At 73.1% G+C, this 18,819-nt stretch carries 5 protein-coding genes and 1 pseudogene; 2 read left to right on the top strand and 4 right to left on the bottom strand.

Annotated elements, in window-relative coordinates:
• Positions 1–9: 9 nt before the first annotated feature.
• Entirely contained in the window at positions 10–9,306 is a 9,297-nt protein-coding gene (locus ACNAYW_RS11980) for a fatty acid synthase subunit beta domain-containing protein (protein WP_415849922.1), read from the bottom strand.
• A 308-nt stretch (positions 9,307–9,614) separates the two neighbouring features.
• Here ACNAYW_RS11980 and ACNAYW_RS11975 point away from each other — a divergent pair, with 308 nt between their 5' ends.
• Positions 9,615–10,433 (top strand): SIR2 family NAD-dependent protein deacylase, encoded by an 819-nt coding sequence (locus ACNAYW_RS11975; RefSeq protein WP_415849921.1) that lies wholly within the window; start codon positions 9,615–9,617, stop codon positions 10,431–10,433.
• Positions 10,434–10,764: 331 nt separating this feature from the next.
• On the opposite strand, the pseudogene ACNAYW_RS11970 reads toward ACNAYW_RS11975, so the two are convergent.
• Positions 10,765–11,709, bottom strand: a pseudogene (locus ACNAYW_RS11970) (hypothetical protein); the annotation flags it as partial.
• A gap of 78 nt (positions 11,710–11,787) precedes the next feature.
• Between ACNAYW_RS11970 and ACNAYW_RS11965 the strand changes: the two are divergent.
• Complete coding sequence (locus ACNAYW_RS11965) at positions 11,788–12,594, top strand: shikimate 5-dehydrogenase (RefSeq protein WP_415850008.1); 807 nt, start codon at positions 11,788–11,790, stop codon at positions 12,592–12,594.
• 41 nt (positions 12,595–12,635) lie between these two features.
• Here ACNAYW_RS11965 and ACNAYW_RS11960 read toward each other — a convergent pair whose 3' ends face one another.
• Both ACNAYW_RS11960 and ACNAYW_RS11955 read right to left on the bottom strand, forming a co-directional pair.
• Positions 12,636–16,853: an AAA domain-containing protein gene (locus ACNAYW_RS11960; protein ID WP_415849920.1), complete on the bottom strand. Its 4,218-nt coding sequence runs from the start codon at positions 16,851–16,853 to the stop codon at positions 12,636–12,638.
• 109 nt (positions 16,854–16,962) lie between these two features.
• Positions 16,963–18,774: a DEAD/DEAH box helicase gene (locus tag ACNAYW_RS11955; protein WP_415849919.1), complete on the bottom strand. Its 1,812-nt coding sequence runs from the start codon at positions 18,772–18,774 to the stop codon at positions 16,963–16,965.
• Positions 18,775–18,819 lie beyond the last annotated feature (45 nt).

The following is an 18,819-nucleotide window of genomic DNA, read 5'->3' as shown; positions in this document are numbered from 1 at the left end:
CCTAGCGGGCTACCGGCATCCGTCGGCGCAGTACGTGCCGTCGGGCCCGAGCCGCACCGCCTCGTCGAGCAGCAGGGCCGCCTCGGTGCGGTCCGTCGCCTCCGACGTGGCGTCGGCGCCGAAGCGTCGGCCCGCCGGGGGCTTGCGGTACAGGCCCGAGCGACCGCACATGGCCGAGAGCACCGCGCGGGCACCCGCGACCTCGCGCTCCCGCGCCGCCGCCAGGTACTCGGCGCGTGCCGCCGGCTCCAGCGACGCGAGGAAGGCGTCGCGGTGCACGACCGCGATGAGGCCCGAGACGTGGCCGAAGCCGAGCGAGGTGAGCAGGCCCGCCTTGGGGCGGAAGCTCTCGTCGAACCGGTGGCTCTCCCGCAGCCACACCAGGTGCGGGAACTTGCGCATCTCGTCGTCCACGCAGTCCAGGCTGCGGTTGGGCGGGAGCACCTGAGCGTTGAGCATCTGGCACATGCCGATCAGCTGGAAGGCGGCGGCGCCGCCCTTGGCGTGACCGGTCAGCGACTTCTGCGAGACCACGAACATCGGGGCGCCCTCGGACCGGCCGATCGACGCGGCGATCCGCTCGTGCAGGTTCGCCTCGTTCGGGTCGTTCGCGTTGGTCGACGTGTCGTGCTTGCTGATGATCGAGACGTCGTCCGCCGCGACACCGAGCTGCCGCAGACTGCGGGCCATCGGGGCCTCCGGGCCGCCGGCAGCCACGGACAGCGCGCCCATGCCCGGCGCCGGGATGGAGGTGTGCACGCCGTCGCCGAAGCTCTGCGCCCAGGCGACCACGCCCAGCACCGGCAGGCCCATCCGCGCCGCGACGTCGCCGCGGGCCAGGAGGACCGTGCCGCCGCCGTTGGACTCGACGAAGCCGCCGCGCCGCCGGTCGTTGGCGCGGGAGAAGCGGCGCGGGCTGATGCCCTTGGCCAGCATCTTCTCGCTGTCCGCGGTGGCCTGCATCATGCCGAAGCCGGTGATGCCCTCGATCGACAGGTCGTCGAAGCCGCCGGTGACCGCGAACAGGGCCTTGCCGACCTTGATCTTGTCGACGCCCTCCTCGACCGAGACCGCCGCCGTGGCGCACGCCGCGACCGGGTGGATCATCGCGCCGTAGCTGCCCACGTAGCTCTGCACGACGTGCGCGGCGACGACGTTCGGCAGCGCCTCCTGCAGGATGTCGTTCTGGTTCGGCTCGCCGAGCAGCGTGTTGATGAACAGGTCGCGCATGGAGCTCATGCCGCCCATGCCCGTGCCCTGCGTGTTGGCGACGTGCGAGGGGTGCACGTACTCCATCAGCTCGGCCGGCTCGAAGCCCGCGGAGATGAAGGCGTCGACGGTGGCGACCAGGTTCCACAGGGCCAGGCGGTCGACCGACTCCATCATCTCGGGCGTGATGCCCCAGTGCGTGGGATCGAAGCCGTCCGGCACCTGCCCACCCACGCTGCGCAGCAGCTTGGTGCGGCGCGGCACGCGGATCTCGGTGCCCGCCTTGCGGGTGATCCGCCACTCGCCCGACTCCATCGGCACCGCGACCGTGTTCTCCGGGTCGGCGTCCGAGAAGGCGCGGGCCTCGGCCTCGTTCGCGACCACGAAGGACATGTCCTCGGGCAGGAAGACCGACACCAGCAGCGGCGCGGACTGGTCGACGATGTCGCCGTCGTCGCTGAACTCGCGGATGCCGCAGCGCTCCACGACCGCGTCGTGGTACTTGTCGGCCAGCTCGGCCTCGGGCACCAGGTCGCCCGACTCGGCGTCGTACCAGCCCGGCTCCGGGTCGTTCTCCCACGTGATCATGCCGGTGACCCAGGCGAGCTCGGCGACGCCCGCGGCGGAGAGCCGCTCGTCGACCTCCATCTCGAAGCGGGTGCGCGAGCTGCCGTACGGGCCGACCTCGCCGGCGCCGACGATGACGACCATGTCCTCGGGCCGGGCCTCGATCGAGCCCCAGTCCGGTTCGCGCAGGGTGGCGACCGGGGCACCGGGCAGGGCTGCGATGGTGCCCTCGTCCTCGGCCTCGGCGGCCTCCGCCAGCCGGGCCTCCATGGCCTGCTCGGCGAGCGCCTTCATGTCCAGGCTGACGCCGCCCAGACCACCGGTGAGGTCGTCGAACAGCGGGGCCGTCGCGGCCCGCTCCCGCGACTCGGCGCTGGCGTTGGCGAGCAGCTTGTCGGCCATCTCGAAGGTGGACCACGTGCGCACCCCGGCCGCCTCGACGGCCTCGACCAGCGGGTCGTTGCCGCCCATGAGGCCCGTGCCGCGCACCCAGCCGATGATGGCGTGGGCCAGGGTCACGCGCTCCGACCAGGACTTCTCGGCGTTCCAGCGGGTGACGAGGGCATCGAGCGAGGCCTTCGCCTCGCCGTAGGCGCCGTCCCCGCCGAACATGCCGCGGTTCGGGGAGCCCGGGAGCACGACGTGCAGCCGCGAGGCCAGGTCGGTGTCCTTGCCGATGGCGGCGAGGCCGGCGATGAGCCGCTCGACCGACCACAGCAGGATCTTCATCTCGAGCTCGGCCCGCGGCCCGGCGTCCGACATGTCGCCGGAGACGCGGGGCGCCGCGAACGGGAACAGCATCGTCGGGACCAGGGCCTCCTTGTGGACCGTGGTGTACGGGCCCACGGTCTCGGCCTGGCGCTGGCCGATCCACTCGACGAGCCCGTCGACGTCGGCGTAGCTCCCCATGTTCGCCGGGACGACCCACAGGGCGGCGTCGGTCCGGGCGCTGGTGCGGTAGAGCTCCTTGAAGAAGTCGAGCCGCTTGTCGTCGAGCCGGCTGGTCGTCGCGATCACCGTCGCGCCGCCCGCGAGCAGTCGCGCGGCCACGGCCGCGGCGATCGATCCGGCGGAGGCGCCGGTGACCACGGCCACCTCACCCGCGTAGACGCCCGGTTCCGGCGTGGACTCGGCGAGCCCGGCCAGGAAGGCGTACGCCCGAGCGTGCTCCGGCCGGCCGGCCGCGGTGGCCTTCTTCTCCCACCAGCGCGCCTGGTTCACGAGCACCGGGCCGGCGCCCTTGGCCGTCTCCAGGATGTGCTTGCTGTAGGTCGGGAAGGTCGACGGGTCCATGTTCCACACACGGAGCAGGTCCTCGCGGGCGCTGGCCCACCGGTCGTCGATGAGCACGGCCTTGTTGGCGTCGAAGGCCGGGGCGACGGCGTTCGTCCAGTCGTCGCCCAGCTCGGTGGCGATCAGCGCGGCGAGCCGCTCCGACTCGTCGTCGAGCGAGGGCAGCGCGCCCTCGGCGGTCTCCAGGCCCAGCTTCTGCAGCAGCACGCGGGCCGATGCGGCGAGCGCGCCGTCCTCCCCCGTGATCGCGGAGGTGAACTCGGCGAGCGCCGCGGCGTCGACGGTGGCGCCGCCGCCACCGCCGCCGGCGGAGGGCTTGCCGACGGGCACGCCCTGCGCGGCGCCGACCTCGGCGACCGCGCGGTCGATCAGCGCGTCCAGCGCGGCCGCGTTGGAGACGGGGCCGTCGAGCAGCGTCGCGAGGTCGCCGCCGCGGACCGAGGCGCCCTCGCGGGTGCCGGTGGCCAGGGCGAGCACCGTGTGCTGCGCCCAGCCGGGGCCCAGCTCCCAGGTGCCGGTGACGTACTCGGTGATGTAGTTCGGGCGCTTGCCGGTGGAGCCCAGCAGCTTGCGCAGCTGGTTGCCGACGGTCTCCGAGAGCACCGGGCCGAGCGGCTTGTAGGTGCGCGCCAGCTTGGTGACGGTGCCGGCCAGCGTGGGCAGGTCGGCCTCCGCGGCACCGTCGATGGCGCCGAGGTTGAGCTCCGAGCCCAGGTCCAGCAGCAGCTGGTTGCGGCGCGAGCTCACGCCGTCGCACAGCGTCTCGATGGTGTCGGTCTTCTCCAGCTGGTCCGGACGCATCTTGGTCCAGATCGCGATCATGGCGCGCGTGGCGTCCGCGGCGTCGAAGCCGAGGTCGGCCGGGCGGGGGCCGCCCGACGGTGCGCTCGCCACCGGCGCCGCGGCCGGCGCCGCCGCGGGGCTCGCGGCGGGGGCCGCGGCCTCGGCGGGCGCGTCGTCGCCCTCGTCCTCCGGCACGTCCTCGTCGGTCGCGAAGACCTTCGCGGCGTCGCGCTCGGCGTTGAGCACGGTCGCGGCGGCCCGCTGGTACGAGGCGAGCGCCAGGGTGCGGCTCGCGAGGTTCGCCAGGGTCGGCGCGGACGCGAGGCCCACCTCGATGAATCGCTCGACGCCCAGGCCGCCGTGATCGGTGTCGATGAGCAGCTGGTCCTGCGTCTCGATCCACCGGACGGGGCTGGCGAACTGCCACGCGAGCAGCTCGATGAGCAGCGTGCGGGCCGTGGCCATCGGGTTCGCGGCGGCCGCGTCCCAGTCGGCGACGAGCGCGCGGACGGGCTCGCTCGGCACCACGTCGAGGATGGAGACCGCGAAGTCGGCGGTCAGCTCGAACGGGCGGGCCACCAGGTTCGGCAGGTACTTGCCCACGAGCTTGGTGTAGTCGAACTCGGCGGGCACCAGCTCCTGCAGGCGGGCCGCGAACTCCGGCACACCGTCGCGCAGGACCGAGGAGTGGAACGGGATGTCGATGCCCGGCACCAGCTGGAAGGCCTTCGGGCTGCCGGTGCGCTCGGCGATCGCCCTCTCCAGCGCGTCGAGGCCCGCCTTGTTCCCGACGACGACGTACTGCGCGCCACGGAGGTTGAGGTTCACGATCTCGGCGAACTCGTCGGCGCCCTCGAGGTTGCCCTCGACCCAGTGGGCGATCTCGGCGTCGTCGACGTCGAACAGCTCGGGGCGGAGCGCGGCCATCGCGTAGGGGCTGCGGCCCTGCTCGTCGCGGGGCACCAGCTGCTGCATGATGCGGCCGCGGTGGAAGACGGTCTCGAGGATCGTTCCCAGCGGCAGCACGCCGGCGGAGGCCAGCGCGTTGTACTCGCCCACGGAGTGGCCGGCGATGATCGGATCGTCCACGCGGGCGCCGATCTCGGTGAGCTCGGCGAGCTGCGCGCACGCCACGGTGGCCATGGCGACCTGCGTGAACTCGGTCAGGTACAGCACACCGTCGGGGTGGGTGTAGACGGTGCCATTGGCGCGGATCGAGAGCGGGTTGTCGCGGACCACGGCGAGGATGGAGAAGTCGAGCTTCTCGCGGGTGTGGGCGTCCGCGGCGTCCCAGACCTCGCGCGCGGCCTTGCTGCGCGAGCGCTGGTTCAGGCCCATGCCCTTGCCCTGGATGCCCTGGCCGGGGAAGACATACGCGGTGACGGCCGGGAAGGCCACGGCCGAGGCGGCCATCACGAGGTCGTCGCCGACCCGCGCGGTGACCTCGAGCAGCTCGCCGCCGCGGTCGATGCCGACCCGCTCGACTGTGAACTGCACCTCGTCGCCGGGGAGGACCATGCCGAGGAAACGGGTGGTCCAGCCGCGGATCTTGCGGTGCATGACGTCGCCGTTGGATGCGGACGCCACCTGCTGCGCGGCGGCCGAGAGCCACATGCCGTGGACGATCGGGCCGGGCAGGCCGGCCAGGCTCGCCGCGACCTGCGAGGTGTGGATCGGGTTGTGGTCGCCGGAGACGGCGGCGAAGCCGCTCATGTCCTGCGGAGCGTTGACGACGGCCTGCCGGACCCGCTTGCGCGGGGTCTCGGTGGCGGTCTCGCCGCGCGCGCCGCCCGCGGGCTGCGGGTCGGCCAGTTCGGCCTCACCCGTACGGCCGCGGATCGCGAAGCGCTCGGTCATGACGACGGCGGGGGCGTCGGCGCCCGGCGTCCGGACGTCGATGCCGACGGTGACCACGGTGCCGATGTCGGTGGCGGTCACGTCCTCCAGGCGCGCGGTGGCGCGGTAGGCGCCCGGCGTCGGGTTGGTGGCCAGTTCGATCGCGTGATCGAGGTGCACGAGGTCGAGCATGCCCTCGACGACCGGACGGCCCTCGGCGGTGGTGGCGGCGCCGACCACGGCGAAGGAGGCCGGCCAGCACAGGCCGACGAAGGCGTCCGGCACGGCGAGCTGCTCGTCGCCGTAGAGGGCCGACAGCCCCACGGGGAGGCTGTCCGCCGTGATCGCCGCGTGATCGGCGGCGTCCTCGGCGCGGAACTCGAAGTCGATGGTCGCGGCACCGTCGGTGACGGCGGGCAGGTTGCCCGCGGCGGCGAGGGCGACGAGCTTCGACATGGCCTCGCTGGCCGCGCCGAGCTCGATGACGGGCACGCCGCCGTCGGCGCAGCTGTCCGGGACCTGGATCGGGATGACGAGATCGGTGCCGGCGACCGGGATCTCGAGGACCACGGCGTTCGCGCCCGTGACCCGCAGACGGGCGCCGGTCGCGGGCTGCACGGCGGAATCACCGTCGGCATCGACGGTCCAGGTGCTACCGGCGCCCAGGCGGGCGATGGGGCTGTGCACGAGCCGGCCGGCCCAGAGCACGTTGGTGGCGGCCAGCGCCCGCGCCAGCGGCACGGACTCGACGCCCGGCACGACGCGGCGACCGGCGACCGCCTCCGCGACGGCGCCCTCACCGAGGCGGCGGCGGACCAGCTCGGCCTCGAAGCGGTCGAGCAGATCGCCGACGGGCTCGTCGACGCGGGTGATCCCCGCGACGGCCTCCGGGCCGGGGATGATGCAGACCTCGTCGGCCGAGTAGCGCGGCGAATGCGCCTGCCACAGCGAGTCGGAGCGCCACCAGCGGCGGACGTCCTTGTCGACGACGGGCACGAAGTTCACGGGCTTGCCGGGGGTGCGGCACAGCGAGACGAAGAAGGGCACGTCGGCCGGGTGCAGGCGGGTCGAACCGGCCTCCGGGTAGCGCTGCAGGAGCCGATCGAGCGCGGCGTAGGCGTCGTCGGTGGCGGCGACGCCGGCGAAGGCGGTCTCGATGGGGCCGCGGTCCTCGGGCGCGAGGCGGGCCTCGGCACGGTGCAGCATCGACAGGAACCGGTCCTGGTGCGTGATGTCGAGCCAGCCGTAGTCGCCGAAGCGGCTCGGGTCGGCGGCGGCGACCTGCTCGCGGGTGCCGACCGACAGCTCGAGGTAGCGCTCGAGCCACTGCGCGTAGGTCATCGCATCCGCATCGCCGAAGTAGGGCTTCGCGGTGCCGGCCATCGCGGCGACGATCTCGTCGCGGCGCTCGGCGACGGCATCGCCGTCCCCGGCGACCTCGTCGAGCAGGCGGCCGCACGCGGAGGCGGTGTTGTCGATCTCGTGGATGTCGGCGCCCAGCTGGCTGCGGCCCGACGCCATGCCGCCGCCGGCGTGGCCGGCGCCGATCCAGGCGGGGGTGCCGGGGATCTCGGCGAGCAGGCGCTTGACGTCGTCCGACGTCGTGGCCTCGAGCGTGGCCATCGCGGCGGTGCCGACGAGGATGCCGTCGACGGGCATCGCGGGGGCGCCGTACTTCCGCGACCACTCGCCGGAGAGGTACTGGGCCGCCAGCTCGGGCGTGCCGATGCCGCCGCCGACCGCGAGCACCACGTTGTTGCGGTCGCGCAGCTCGGCGTAGGTGACGAGCAGCAGCTCGTCGAGGTCCTCCCAGGAATGGTGTCCGCCGGCTTTGCCGCCCTCAACGTGCACGATCACGGGGAACTGCGGGACCTCGGCGGCGATCCGCGCGACCTGGCGGATCTGCTCGACGGTGCCGGGCTTGAAGGCGACGTGCCGCATGCCGGCCTCGGTGAGCTCCTCGACGAGGGCCGTGGCCTCCTCGAGCTCGGGGATGCCGGCGGTGATGATGACGCCGTCGAGCGGGGCGCCCGCGGCGCGGGCCTTCTGCACGATGCGCTTGCCGCCGAGCTGCAGCTTCCACAGGTACGGGTCGAGGAAGAGCGAGTTGAACTGCGCGGCGCGACCCGGCTCGAGGAGCGCGGTCAGCTTGGCGATGTTGTCGGCGAAGATCGGCTCGGTGACCTGGCCGCCGCCGGCCAGCTCGGCCCAGTGGCCGGCGTTGGCGGCCGCCGCGACGATGCCGGGATCGACGGTGGTCGGCGTCATGCCGGCGAGCAGGATGGGGCTGCGGCCGGTGAGCTCGGTGAAGCGGGTGGACAGCACGGTGCGGCCGTCGGGCAGGGAGACCAGCCGCGGCGAGAACTCCGACCAGGCGAGCGGCAGCTCCGGCACGCCGCCCGGCGAGAAGAGGTTGCGGGCGCCGCGCAGCGTGGTGGCGGGCACGAGGCCCACGCCGCGACCGCGCGCGGGGGCGGCGGAGAGCTTGGTGGCGATGTCCTCGGGGCCGAGGTCGATCAGCCAGCGCGCACCCTTGCCGATCGCGCCCTCGACCTCGGCGACCCAGTCGACCGGCTCGACGAGCACGGCGGCGGCGAGGCGGGCCGCGGTGTCCACGTTGAGGCCGCAGCGCTCGGCCCACTCGGTGACCAGGCCGACACCGTCGGCGAGCGCCGGGTGGTGGAAGCCGATGTCGACCGCGACGTCCTCGAACTTGGGGGCGAAGGCGGCGCCGCCGGTGAGCTTCTCCTTGCGCTGCTCCTCCTCGGTCTCGGCGACGGACTCGCAGAACTCGCGGAAGCCGGCCAGCAGCTTCGGGGTGCCGGTGAGCACGAACGAGTTGCGGTTGTTGCGCACGGCGAGCACGGGGCCGCAGGCGTCGAAGGAGACGGTGGCGGTGAAGTCGGCGAGCAGGCTCTCGAGCTTGTCCTGGCGGACCCCGGCGACGGCCATCATCGGGGTCGCGCCGCCGAGGGCGACCAGGCCCTTGCGGCGGGCGACCACGCGGCCCGCGGCGCCGATGAGGCGCGCGATGGCGAGCAGGTCGCCCTCGTTGCCGCGCGAGGCGAACGCGGAGACGGCGAGCTGGCCCTGCGAGTGGCCGATGGCGGCGACGGGCGGCACGTCCCACGGATCGAGGCCCTGCGCCTCGAGGCCGTACAGCGCGACGAGCTGGCTGAACAGGACGCCGGGGACGGAGAACACGGCACCGTCGACCTGCGGGGCGAGCAGCCGGCGCGACGGGGTGCCCGCGGCGGCCTGCCCCGCCTGCTCCTCGTCCTCGTCGGTCGTCTCGGCCTCGGAGGCGGCGATCGAGGCGTCGCGCCAGCGCAGCGGGTCGAAGGTCAGGGCCTGCGCGCGGAGCAGCTCGGCACGGACCGGCTCGAGCACGCTGTCGGCGCGCGCGACGAAGCCGTCGAAGAGGTCGCGGTACTCGGGATCGTCGGCGAGGCCGGTCTGCTCCAGGAGCGAGACGAGGCCGGGCAGCCACGGGCCGCCCTGGCCGCCGAAGGTCAGCGCGTACTGCTCCCCCGCTGCCAACCTGTCCACCAGCGCGTCGTTGCTCCGCGGTCCCTTCGCGGTGCGTGCATTGGCGGTGACGAAGTCGTCGACAGTCATGAATCTCCTCGGATCAGCTCGCTGCGCGCCGCTATGACGGCACGTCCGCGGCAGGCCCGCGGAAAACCCGTATTCCATGAGACCACAGGATTCGCACCAGCTCTGACGTGCAGATATGTAACCAGTCGGTATACCGGCGAGTAGCTTGGAGATATCGATTCACGGGTGTATCCGACTGCCGATACACGCATGAATCCACGCAGGTCCACCGGCAGGTGACGGCGATCACCGATGTTTCCCGCGAGTAGCAGTTGTTATCGAATCGTTACCTGCCGCCTCGCCCCGTCGGCGGTCGGTAGTCTGTGCCGATGCCGCCCGGAATGCACCCTTCCGACCGCCCCGCCGCAATCGACGTTCCCGCCGCCGTGCTGGAACTGGTGCGCTCCGCCGAGTCCATCGCGGTGCTGACGGGCGCGGGCATGAGCCGCGAGTCCGGCATCGCCACCTTCCGCGAGGCGCAGACCGGCCTGTGGGAGCAGTACGACCCGGAGGCGATCGCCTCGGTCGACGGCTGGCACCGCGACAACGCCCTGGTCTGGGGCTGGTACCAGTGGCGCGCCCACGTCGCGCGGCAGGCCGATCCCAACGACGGCCACATCGCGCTCGCCGAGCTGGCCGCGCAGCGCGCCGTCTCGATCGTCACCCAGAACGTCGACGACCTGCACGAGCGGGCGGGCTCGCAGGTGCTCTCCCACCTGCACGGGAGCCTCTTCGCCCCGCGCTGCGAGCACTGCGGCACCCCCTACCTCGGGTCGGACGCCTTCCTCCCCGACGACGCCGAGGTCGCGCCTCAGCTGCGCGCGACGCCGCCCACCTGCATGCACTGCCTCTCGCTCGTCCGCCCCGGGATCGTCTGGTTCGGCGAGGCGCTGCCGATGGACGCCTGGAGCCGGGCCGAGGCCGCGGTCGTCATGGCGGACGTGGTTCTGGTGATCGGCACGTCGGGGATCGTCTACCCCGCGGCGCGCCTGCCGGAGACGGCGGTCGCCGCCGGGATCCCCGTGGTCGAGATCAACCCGGAGGCCACGCCGCTCAGCGAGGCGGCCTCGTACCACTGGCGGGGCACCGCCGCGACGACGCTGCCCGCCCTGGTCGCCGCGATCAACGCGGGCGCGGCGCACTCGTAGCCGGCGGCGACGCCGGGCGCGGCGCGTCGGGCGGACCGTCGGACCTCCACTGGCCGATCACGCCCGGCCCGACGAGCGGCATGCCGCCCACCAGCTCCTCCCCGTTCTTCCGGTCGATGAGGTAGGCGGGTACCCGGTGGCGGCCGTCGCCCTGGCCGCGCTGCGCGCCCGCGCCGGCCGCGGGCATACCGTACGGCCCCGTCGAGGGCCGCGCGCCCGTCGTGGTCGTTCCCGTGCCGACCTGCGGCGCCGCGGACCGCGCCACCGCGGTGTCCTGCCGCAGGCCGAGGGGCGAGGCGGNNTGCGCGACNTCGCCCCGCCCGCCGCCGCNCGAGAGGCCGACGCCGGTCCGGTTCGCCGCGGTGATCGGGACCGCGGCGGACGGCGAGAGCAGCGACGACGGCGTCTCGGGGTCGGCCGGCGCGTCGACGGTGCCGTCGTCGAGCGCGGGGTCGGTGCCCGCGCCGGTGTCGAGCCCGTCGCCCGCACCCTGGTCGCCCGCCCCCGTTCCCGTCCCCGTGCCGGCGCCCGCGTTCGTCCCCGTGCCCGCGCCGCCGGTGCCGGTCCCGTTGCCGGTGCCGGTGGTGGACTCGTCGGAGACGGTGTCCGCTCCGGTCGTCGCGGTGTCGACGGTGCGCGTATCCGTCGTCCCGGTGCCGGTACCCGGGTCCGTCGTGCCGCCGCCAGTGCTGGCACCGTCGGTCGGCGAGACCGTTCCCGGGTCCGTCGGCGCGCCGGTTCCGGCGGCGTTCCGCCTCGTGATCCCCGGCCCGATGTGGTGGAAGACCGTCGTCCCGCTCGCCTCCCCCAGCGGCAGCGTGGACGCGGACGTCTGCACCGGCGAGGTGTAGGTGCTGCGCACCTCGCCCGCCACGGTGTTCCGGTAATCGGACGCCGCCTCGCCCGACCAGCCCCCTCGGGACGGCGGATCGGGCAGGTCGCTGAACCGCTGGTTCGTCTCGGTCGCGGTGGCCGACAGCGCGTCGACGTTGCCCACCAGGCGGCGCAGCGCGACGGCGTTGGTGTACGACCGTCCGACGTAGTCGCCGAGCTCGACGTACGACCGGTCCTTCGCCTCACCGCGCCACCGCTCGCTCAGCGCCGCGGTGTCGCGCTCCAGCTCGGCGAGGCTGTCGGCGTGCGAGTTCCCGGCGCTGCCGATCGCGCGCGCGTCCGCCGCGACGCCCGATCCGGAGAGCCCGCGCGCGAAGTGCCGCACCTCGGAGGTCGACATCCGCTCCCACGCGGTCTGCCCGATGCCCTGGAAATCCGTCACATCAATTGGACGCACCAGGTACGTCCGCGGTTCCCGGCACACCGGATTAGGGTGATCGAGGTGAACGATTCGATCGCGATGCCCGACCGCGACACCGTGCTGTGCATGTCGCTGTCCGGCCGCCCCAGCAGCATCGGCACCCGATTCCACAACTACCTGTACCGCGAGCTCGGCCTGAACTACCTGTACAAGGCCTTCACCACCACCGACCTGGCCGCGGCGATCGGCGGGGTCCGGGCGCTCGGCGTGCGGGGCTGCGCGGTGTCGATGCCCTTCAAGGAGGCGGTGATCGAGCTCGTCGACGTGATGGAGCCGTCGGCGAGCGCCATCGACTCGGTGAACACGATCGTCAACGAGGCCGGGGTGCTCCACGCCTACAACACCGACTACGCGGCGGTCGCCTCGCTCCTGGATTCACACGGCGTCGACCCGGCCCTGCCCGTCGCTGTGCGCGGCTCGGGCGGCATGGCGAAGGCGGTGGTCGCGGCCCTGCGCGATCACGGCTGCAGCGACGTGACCGTCGTGGCCCGCAACGCCGAGGCCGGCTCGGCACTCGCGGGGCTGTACGGCTTCGAGCACGCGACCGACGCGCCCGACGGTGCGCGGGTGCTCGTCAACGCCACACCCGTCGGCATGACGGCCGGCCCGGCCGCCGAGGACCTCTCCTTCCCCGCGGCCCTCGTCTCCGCCGCCGATACCGTCTTCGACGTGGTGGCGGTGCCGCCCGAGACGCCGCTGGTCCGCGCCGGCCGCGCCGCGGGTACGACGGTGATCACCGGGGCCGAGGTCATCGCGTTGCAGGCGGCCGAGCAGTTCGTGCTGTACACGGGCATCCGCCCCGACCCCGAGCTGGTGCGGGTCGCCTCGGAGTACTCGCGCTCCTAGCCGCGCCTCGGCCGGCCGGTGTGCGACCTCCGGCGAATCCGCTACTCGGTGTCGATGTCGAGGCCGACGGGCTCCCACAGCTCGACGGAACCGTCGGACGCGCGCTCCCCGACGGTGAGCGCCCGCTGCAGGGTGAGCGGGTGCACGCCTCGCCGGTTCAGCGCCTGCACCACGACGGACATCGCGGCGTCGGCGTCGGTGGCGAAGACGGACTCGCGGACGCGGACGAACTCCCAGCCGCACCGTCGCAGCTCCCGCTCGCGCTCGATGTCGGACCGGGCCTGCTCGGGCGTCGACGCGAAGTCGGCGCTGTCGCACTCGACGGCGAGGCGACCCTGCTCGCCCGTCACCACGAGGTCGATGGAGCGGTTGTTCACCACGACCTTCGGGTTGACGTGGTAGCCCATGTCGCGCAGCCGCACGAAGACCTGCTGCTCGAAGAGGTTGTCGAAGGGCTCGACGCGACGGTCGGTCGGCACGTCGACGGGCATCGGCTGCGCCACCTCGACGTCCGCGCGCGTCACGTACCGCAGCAGGGAGGCACGCAGGTCGTTCGCCTTGAGGTCCTGCTCGTCGACGGACGTGAACAGCCACAGCTGATCCCGCGCGCGGGACGCGGCCACGTTGAACCGACGCTGGAAGTCGCGACCGGTCAGTGCGCGGAAGCGGTAGTCGGGCGCCACGACCATCGACAGGAGCATCACGTCGCGCTCGTCGCCCTGGAAATCGGGTGGCGTGCCCACGCGCAGGCGGCGGGCGTCCCACTCGTCGGGGTCGATGCTCTCGCGCAGCCGGCGGTACAGCTCGTCGACCTGGCCCTGGCCCTGCAGCGCGATGACGCCGAAGGTGCGCCCGGCGTACAGCGGGTCGGCGAAGCACCGCACCAGCTGATCGACGACGGCCTGTGCCTCGGTCGGGTTGCTGATCCGCGCGCCCTCGCCCACGACCTTCGCCTTCGGCACGTGCGTCACGCGCAGCGGGACGGGACGGTCGGCGCCGTAGTGCCGCACGGGGATCAGGGGCGCGTCGCTGTAGAACTGCCGCGAGCTGAAGTCGATGATCTCGGGCATGCACCGGAAGTGCTCGCGCAGCCGCACCGTGTGCCCGAACCGCGTGCGCAGCAGGGTGAACAGGCTCGACCGCGGGGTCAGCGAATCGCGCAGGTAGGGAGGAACGTCGGGCAGCTGGGCGTCCAGCCGCGCGAACACGTCGTCGAGGCTGACGCCGGTGAACGCCGAGGGCGCGCACTGGTTCTCGTCGCCCACGACGATCACGCGCGGCGCGAGCCACAGCAGGAACGAGCTGGTGATGTCGGCCTGGCTGGCCTCGTCGACGATCACCACGTCGAAGGCGTTGCGCTCCGGGGAGATCGAGGCGACGACCTGCGAGATCGGCATGATCCACGCGGGCACGGCCGACTGCGCCTGGCGCATCGCCTCGCGGGCCGCGACGCGGAAGCGCTCCGCGTGGCGGCCGGAGCCGCGCCCGATCGAGGAGACGTGGTCGCGGTAGGCGTGCAGTGCCTGGATCTCGTCGAAGGTCATGCGGCGCAGGCACTGCCGCCACGCGCTCGCCGTCGCGATGCGGGTGGTGTAGTGCGCGACGTCCTGCTCCGCGGCCTGGAGGTCGGCCTCGAGCTGGGCGTCGTCGCCGGGGTGCACGCGGGACGCGGCCCAGGTGACCGCCCGCCGCCACGACCAGGCCGCGGCCAGCTCGGGCACCCGCACGTCCCACACGGGATCGTCGGCGGTACGGGCGACGAGGTCGAACAGCGCCGGTGCCTTGGTCCGCAGGCGGAGCGCGAGGAGGTCGAGCGCGCCGCGGTCGTCGCGCTCGGCGCGGGCGGCGTCCCAGGCGCGGCGGGCGTCGCGGATGGCGGCGTACTTGTAGCCGCGCAGGGCCGCGACCATCGCGTCGCCCTCCGGCGAGGGACCGCGCTCGACCATCTCCTGCACCTGCACCCGGACGGCGTCGAGCCGGCTGTGCGCGTCGCGCGCGCCGGCGGCCGCGGAGATCGCGATGACCTGGCGCGCAGTGCGATCCGTCTCGGCGAGGTCCTTCGGCCGCGGGGCGTGTTCGGAGATCCCCTGCATGGCGTCCACGAGGCGGTCGCGCTCGGCGACGAGCCGCACGACGGTGCGCGCACGCAGGAGCTGGTCGGCGGCCTGGCTGAGTCGCTCACTGCGGCCGCGCGTGGCGGTGCGCCCGGACGGATCGGTCGCGGGCGCCTCGAGCCCCAGGGCCCGGAGCACGTCGCCGACCCGGCCGATGACGTCCTCGACCTTGAGGTGCTGCGCGGCCGCCCGCAGATGCGCCTTGTCGGCACCGTCGACGCCGTCGACGACGATGCCGAGCCCGGTCTCCTCGAACTGCTTCTGCTCGGGCTTGCGGAACCGCTTGCGCGGCTCGTTGCCCAGCGCGAGATGGCGGGCGTAGTCGTCGATCGCGGCGCGGTCGTTGGCGTCCGGGGTGTCGCTGAGCTCGACGACGACGCCCTCGAGCTCGCTGTCGGCGGTGCGGGCCGTCGCGATCTGCTCCTCCAGGCCGGTCAGGCGGGAGGCGAGGTGCGCGCGGTCGCCGATGAGCATGTCCTCGGCGAGCAGCTGCGCGGACGGCGGGTAGCGGCGCACCCGCTCCACGAGCTCATGGATCAGGTCGGCGCGCGCCCGGATCACGGCGAGGCGGTCGGCGTCCACGCCGCCGAGGACGTGCGTCAGCGCCCCGCTGTCGGTGCCCGCCAGGGGGGAATCGGCGAGCGTCGCGCACAGCGCCTCGAGCTCGTCGGCGTCGGGGACCTCGGCGAGGTCCGGCAGGTTGTGGGCGAGGCGCCGCGAGAAGAGCTCGTCGTTGCGGCGGAGCAGGGCGACGAGGCGGTCGAACTCACGGGTGTCGAGCGGGGGCACGGCGCCGTCGACGGGTCCGGGCAGCCACGAGTACTTGTCGGCGTCCCGGCGGACCTGCGCCACGATCTCCGCGGGCTTGCCCGAGTACGCCGACGCCAGCCAGTCGGATTCCTCGCTCTCGGCGGTGCGCAGCGACCAGACCTCGCGGACCAGCTCCTCGCGACGCTCGATCGCCCGGTCCCGCTTGGCCCGCAGGTCGCGGATCTCGGCGTCCGCGAGAGCCTCGGAGTAGGTCGACTTGCGGGTGGCGATCTCGGTGACCGACGCGGCGAGCGAGGCCGAGCCGTCCTTCGTCACGTCGGTGACCGAGACGACGAGCTGGCGCACCTCCGGCGGCAGCTTCTCCTCGAGCACGGCCAGTGCCTGCGCCTTCTCGGACACGACGAGTACCCGCTGGCCCTTCGCGAGCAGCGCGGCGAGCAGGTTCGCGATGGTGTGGGTCTTGCCGGTGCCGGGCGGGCCCTCCACGACGACGCCGGAGTCGGCGCCCATGTGCGCCAGGATGTCCCGCTGCTCGACGTTCGACGGCAGCACGTAGTACGCCTCGTCCAGCAGGTCGAGCGGGCTCATCGCGCCGTCGGCGGCGAGCCGGCGGATCCGCTCGTCGGAGCCCACGCTGTCGACAAGCTGCGCGAGGCCGATCGGCACCTCCCGCGCGGGGTCGGAGACGTCGGCCTTCATCGCGTCGTAGAAGCCCAACAGGGGCGCGGAGCCGCGGGTGCGCAGCACCAACGCGGGCGCGAACTCGACGTGCGCTCCCCCGTCCTTCGCCGCGGCGCCGAGCCACGTCTCGGTGAACTCCCGGCACGCCGGATCGAGCACCGTGCGGGCGTTCTCCCGCAGCTCGGTCTGCAGTTCGGCGGAGCCCGAGAGGTCGAACGACGGGAGCCCGGCGAGCAGCAGCGAGTCCTCGACGCGGGGCACCGAGTCGCGCGGCAGCACGACCGTCAGCCGCTTGCCGCGCCGGTCGCGCTCGAGCAGCACGGGCTGCGTGAGCAGGTGGGCGCGGATCGCGGTGTCGCCGTCGCGGGCGGTGAGCAGCCCGGAGGCCAGCACCAGCTCCACCGACTCCGGATGGTCCGCCAGCTCGTCGAAGACACGCAGCAGCCGCGCGTGGGGCGAGTCGGGTGCGTCGTCGCGCGGCACCGTGAAGATGGTGCCGCCAGGCTTGGCGTCCGCGTCCCAGCTGTCGGTCAGCGCGCCCTCGCCCGTGAGCGGCAGCACCGCGAGGTGATCGTCGAGGTCCCGGGTCACCACGGACCGCGAACGGATCAGCTCGTCCAGGTACTGGAGCAGGCGGACGACGCGATCCCGACGGCCACCGGGGCCGTCGCCCTGGTCACCGGCGGCGGTCATGCGCTCCTCGAGTCTCTCGGGTCGGCCGCAGCCGACAGTCGGCGCGCCCGGGTCGAGCTACACCTTGACTAAAGGTTAATACATCTGTGAGCAAACGCCGACCGGGTCGTCAGCGCTTGCGGCCCGCCCGGAACCGCTGCTTGCCCGCGGCGGGCCGCCCCGACGGTGCGCCGGGGTCCCGCTCGAGGTTGATCAGCTGTCCCGAGATGCGGGTCCGCTCCAGCGCGTCGAAGACGTCGCGGTCGAGGTCGTCCGGCAGCTCGACGATGCTGTGGTCCGGCCGGATGCTGATGTGTCCGAAGTCGCTCCGGCGCAGCCCGCCCTCGTTGGCGATCGCGCCCACGATCTGCGACGGGGTGGCGTGCTGCCGCTTCCCCACCGCGATCCGGTACGGCACCATCGGGCGGCCCGTCTTGCGGTGGGTCGACGGCTCGCGGTCGCGATCGCGGTCCCGGCCGCGCGCGGGACGCGCATCGCGGTCGCCGAAGTCGCGGTCCTTGCGGTCGCGGGCGTTGCGCTCGCGCTCCGGCGGATCCGGCTTGAGCAGGAAGGAGGCACCGTCGCGCGACTGCAGCGCCAGCGCCGCGGCCACGTCGACCAGGGGCACGTCGTTCGCGCCGACGTAGTCCTCGATGAGCCGGCGGAACATCTGCAGGTGATCGTTGGAGAGGTTCTCGGTGATCGACTCGCCGAACTTCTCCACGCGGTGCGCGTTGACGTCCTCGACCGACGGCAGGCCGATCTCGGTCAGCGGCTGGCGGGTGGCCTTCTCGATGGCGCGCAGCAGGTGCCGTTCGCGCGGGGTCACGAACAGCAGCGCGTCACCCTTACGGCCGGCGCGGCCCGTGCGGCCGATGCGGTGCACGTAGGACTCGGTGTCGTGCGGGATGTCGTAGTTCACGACGTGACTGATCCGCTCGACGTCGAGGCCGCGGGCCGCGACGTCGGTGGCGACCAGGATGTCGATCTTGCCGTCCTTGAGCTGGCCGATCGTGCGCTCGCGCTGCGCCTGCACGATGTCGCCGTTGATCGCGGCGGCGGCGTGCCCACGCGCCCGCAGCTTCTCGGCGAGCTCCTCGGTGGCCGACTTCGTGCGGACGAAGATGATCATCCCGTCGAACTCCTCCACCTCGAGGAGGCGGGTGAGCGCATCGAGCTTGCGCTGGTGCGCGACCTGCAGGTAGCGCTGCGTGATGTTCGAGGCGGTCGCGGTCTTGGCCTTGACGGTGACCTCGACCGGGTCGTGCAGGTACTTCTTGGAGATCTTGCGGATCGCCGGCGGCATCGTGGCCGAGAACAGGGCGACCTGCTTGAACTCCGGGGTGTCGGCGAGGATCCGCTCGACGTCCTCCTGGAAGCCCATGGTGAGCATCTCGTCGGCCTCGTCGAGCACCAGGAACTCGAGGTTCGACAGGTCGAGGGTGCCCTTGGCGAGGTGGTCGATCACGCGGCCCGGAGTGCCGACGATGATCTGCGCGCCACGGCGCAGGCCCGAGAGCTGCACGCCGTAGCTCTGGCCGCCGTAGATGGGCAGCACCGTGATGTTGGGCATGTGCACGGCGTACTTGCCGAAGGCCTCGGACACCTGGAGCGCCAGCTCACGGGTGGGCGCCAGGACGAGGGCCTGCGGCTTGCGGCTCTCGCCGTCGATCTTGGACAGCACGGGCACGGCGAACGCGGCGGTCTTACCCGTGCCGGTCTGCGCGAGGCCCACGACGTCGCTGCCGGAGAGCAGCGGCGGGATCGTGGCGGCCTGGATCGGCGAGGGGTTCTCGTAGCCGACCTCGGCGAGGGCGCGCAGCACGCGCTCATCGATTCCGAGGTCGAGGAAGGTCACCTGTTCGGCTTCGTTCTCCGGAGCCTGCGCGTCTTCGACGACGGCGGCGGGGGCGGTGCGCTCAGCACCGAATTCATCAGACATTGTTTCCCCAGCATATGCGGTATCCGCCGCGCACGCGAAACACTA

The organism is Tsukamurella ocularis (assembly GCF_965138335.1).
Taxonomy (GTDB): Bacteria; Actinomycetota; Actinomycetes; order Mycobacteriales; family Mycobacteriaceae; genus Tsukamurella; species Tsukamurella ocularis_A.
Note: the sequence above shows the minus strand (reverse complement) of the source record. Positions and strands in the feature narration are given on the sequence as shown.

Bases quoted from the DNA above. Each gene is read 5' to 3' on its own strand.
- ACNAYW_RS11975 (WP_415849921.1), top strand. From the start codon at position 9,615: ATGCCGCCCGGAATGCACCCTTCCGACCGCCCCGCCGCAATCGACGTT.
- ACNAYW_RS11960 (WP_415849920.1), bottom strand. From the start codon at position 16,853: ATGACCGCCGCCGGTGACCAGGGCGACGGCCCCGGTGGCCGTCGGGAT.
- ACNAYW_RS11955 (WP_415849919.1), bottom strand. From the start codon at position 18,774: ATGTCTGATGAATTCGGTGCTGAGCGCACCGCCCCCGCCGCCGTCGTC.
- ACNAYW_RS11965 (WP_415850008.1), top strand. From the start codon at position 11,788: ATGCCCGACCGCGACACCGTGCTGTGCATGTCGCTGTCCGGCCGCCCC.
- ACNAYW_RS11980 (WP_415849922.1), bottom strand. From the start codon at position 9,306: ATGACTGTCGACGACTTCGTCACCGCCAATGCACGCACCGCGAAGGGA.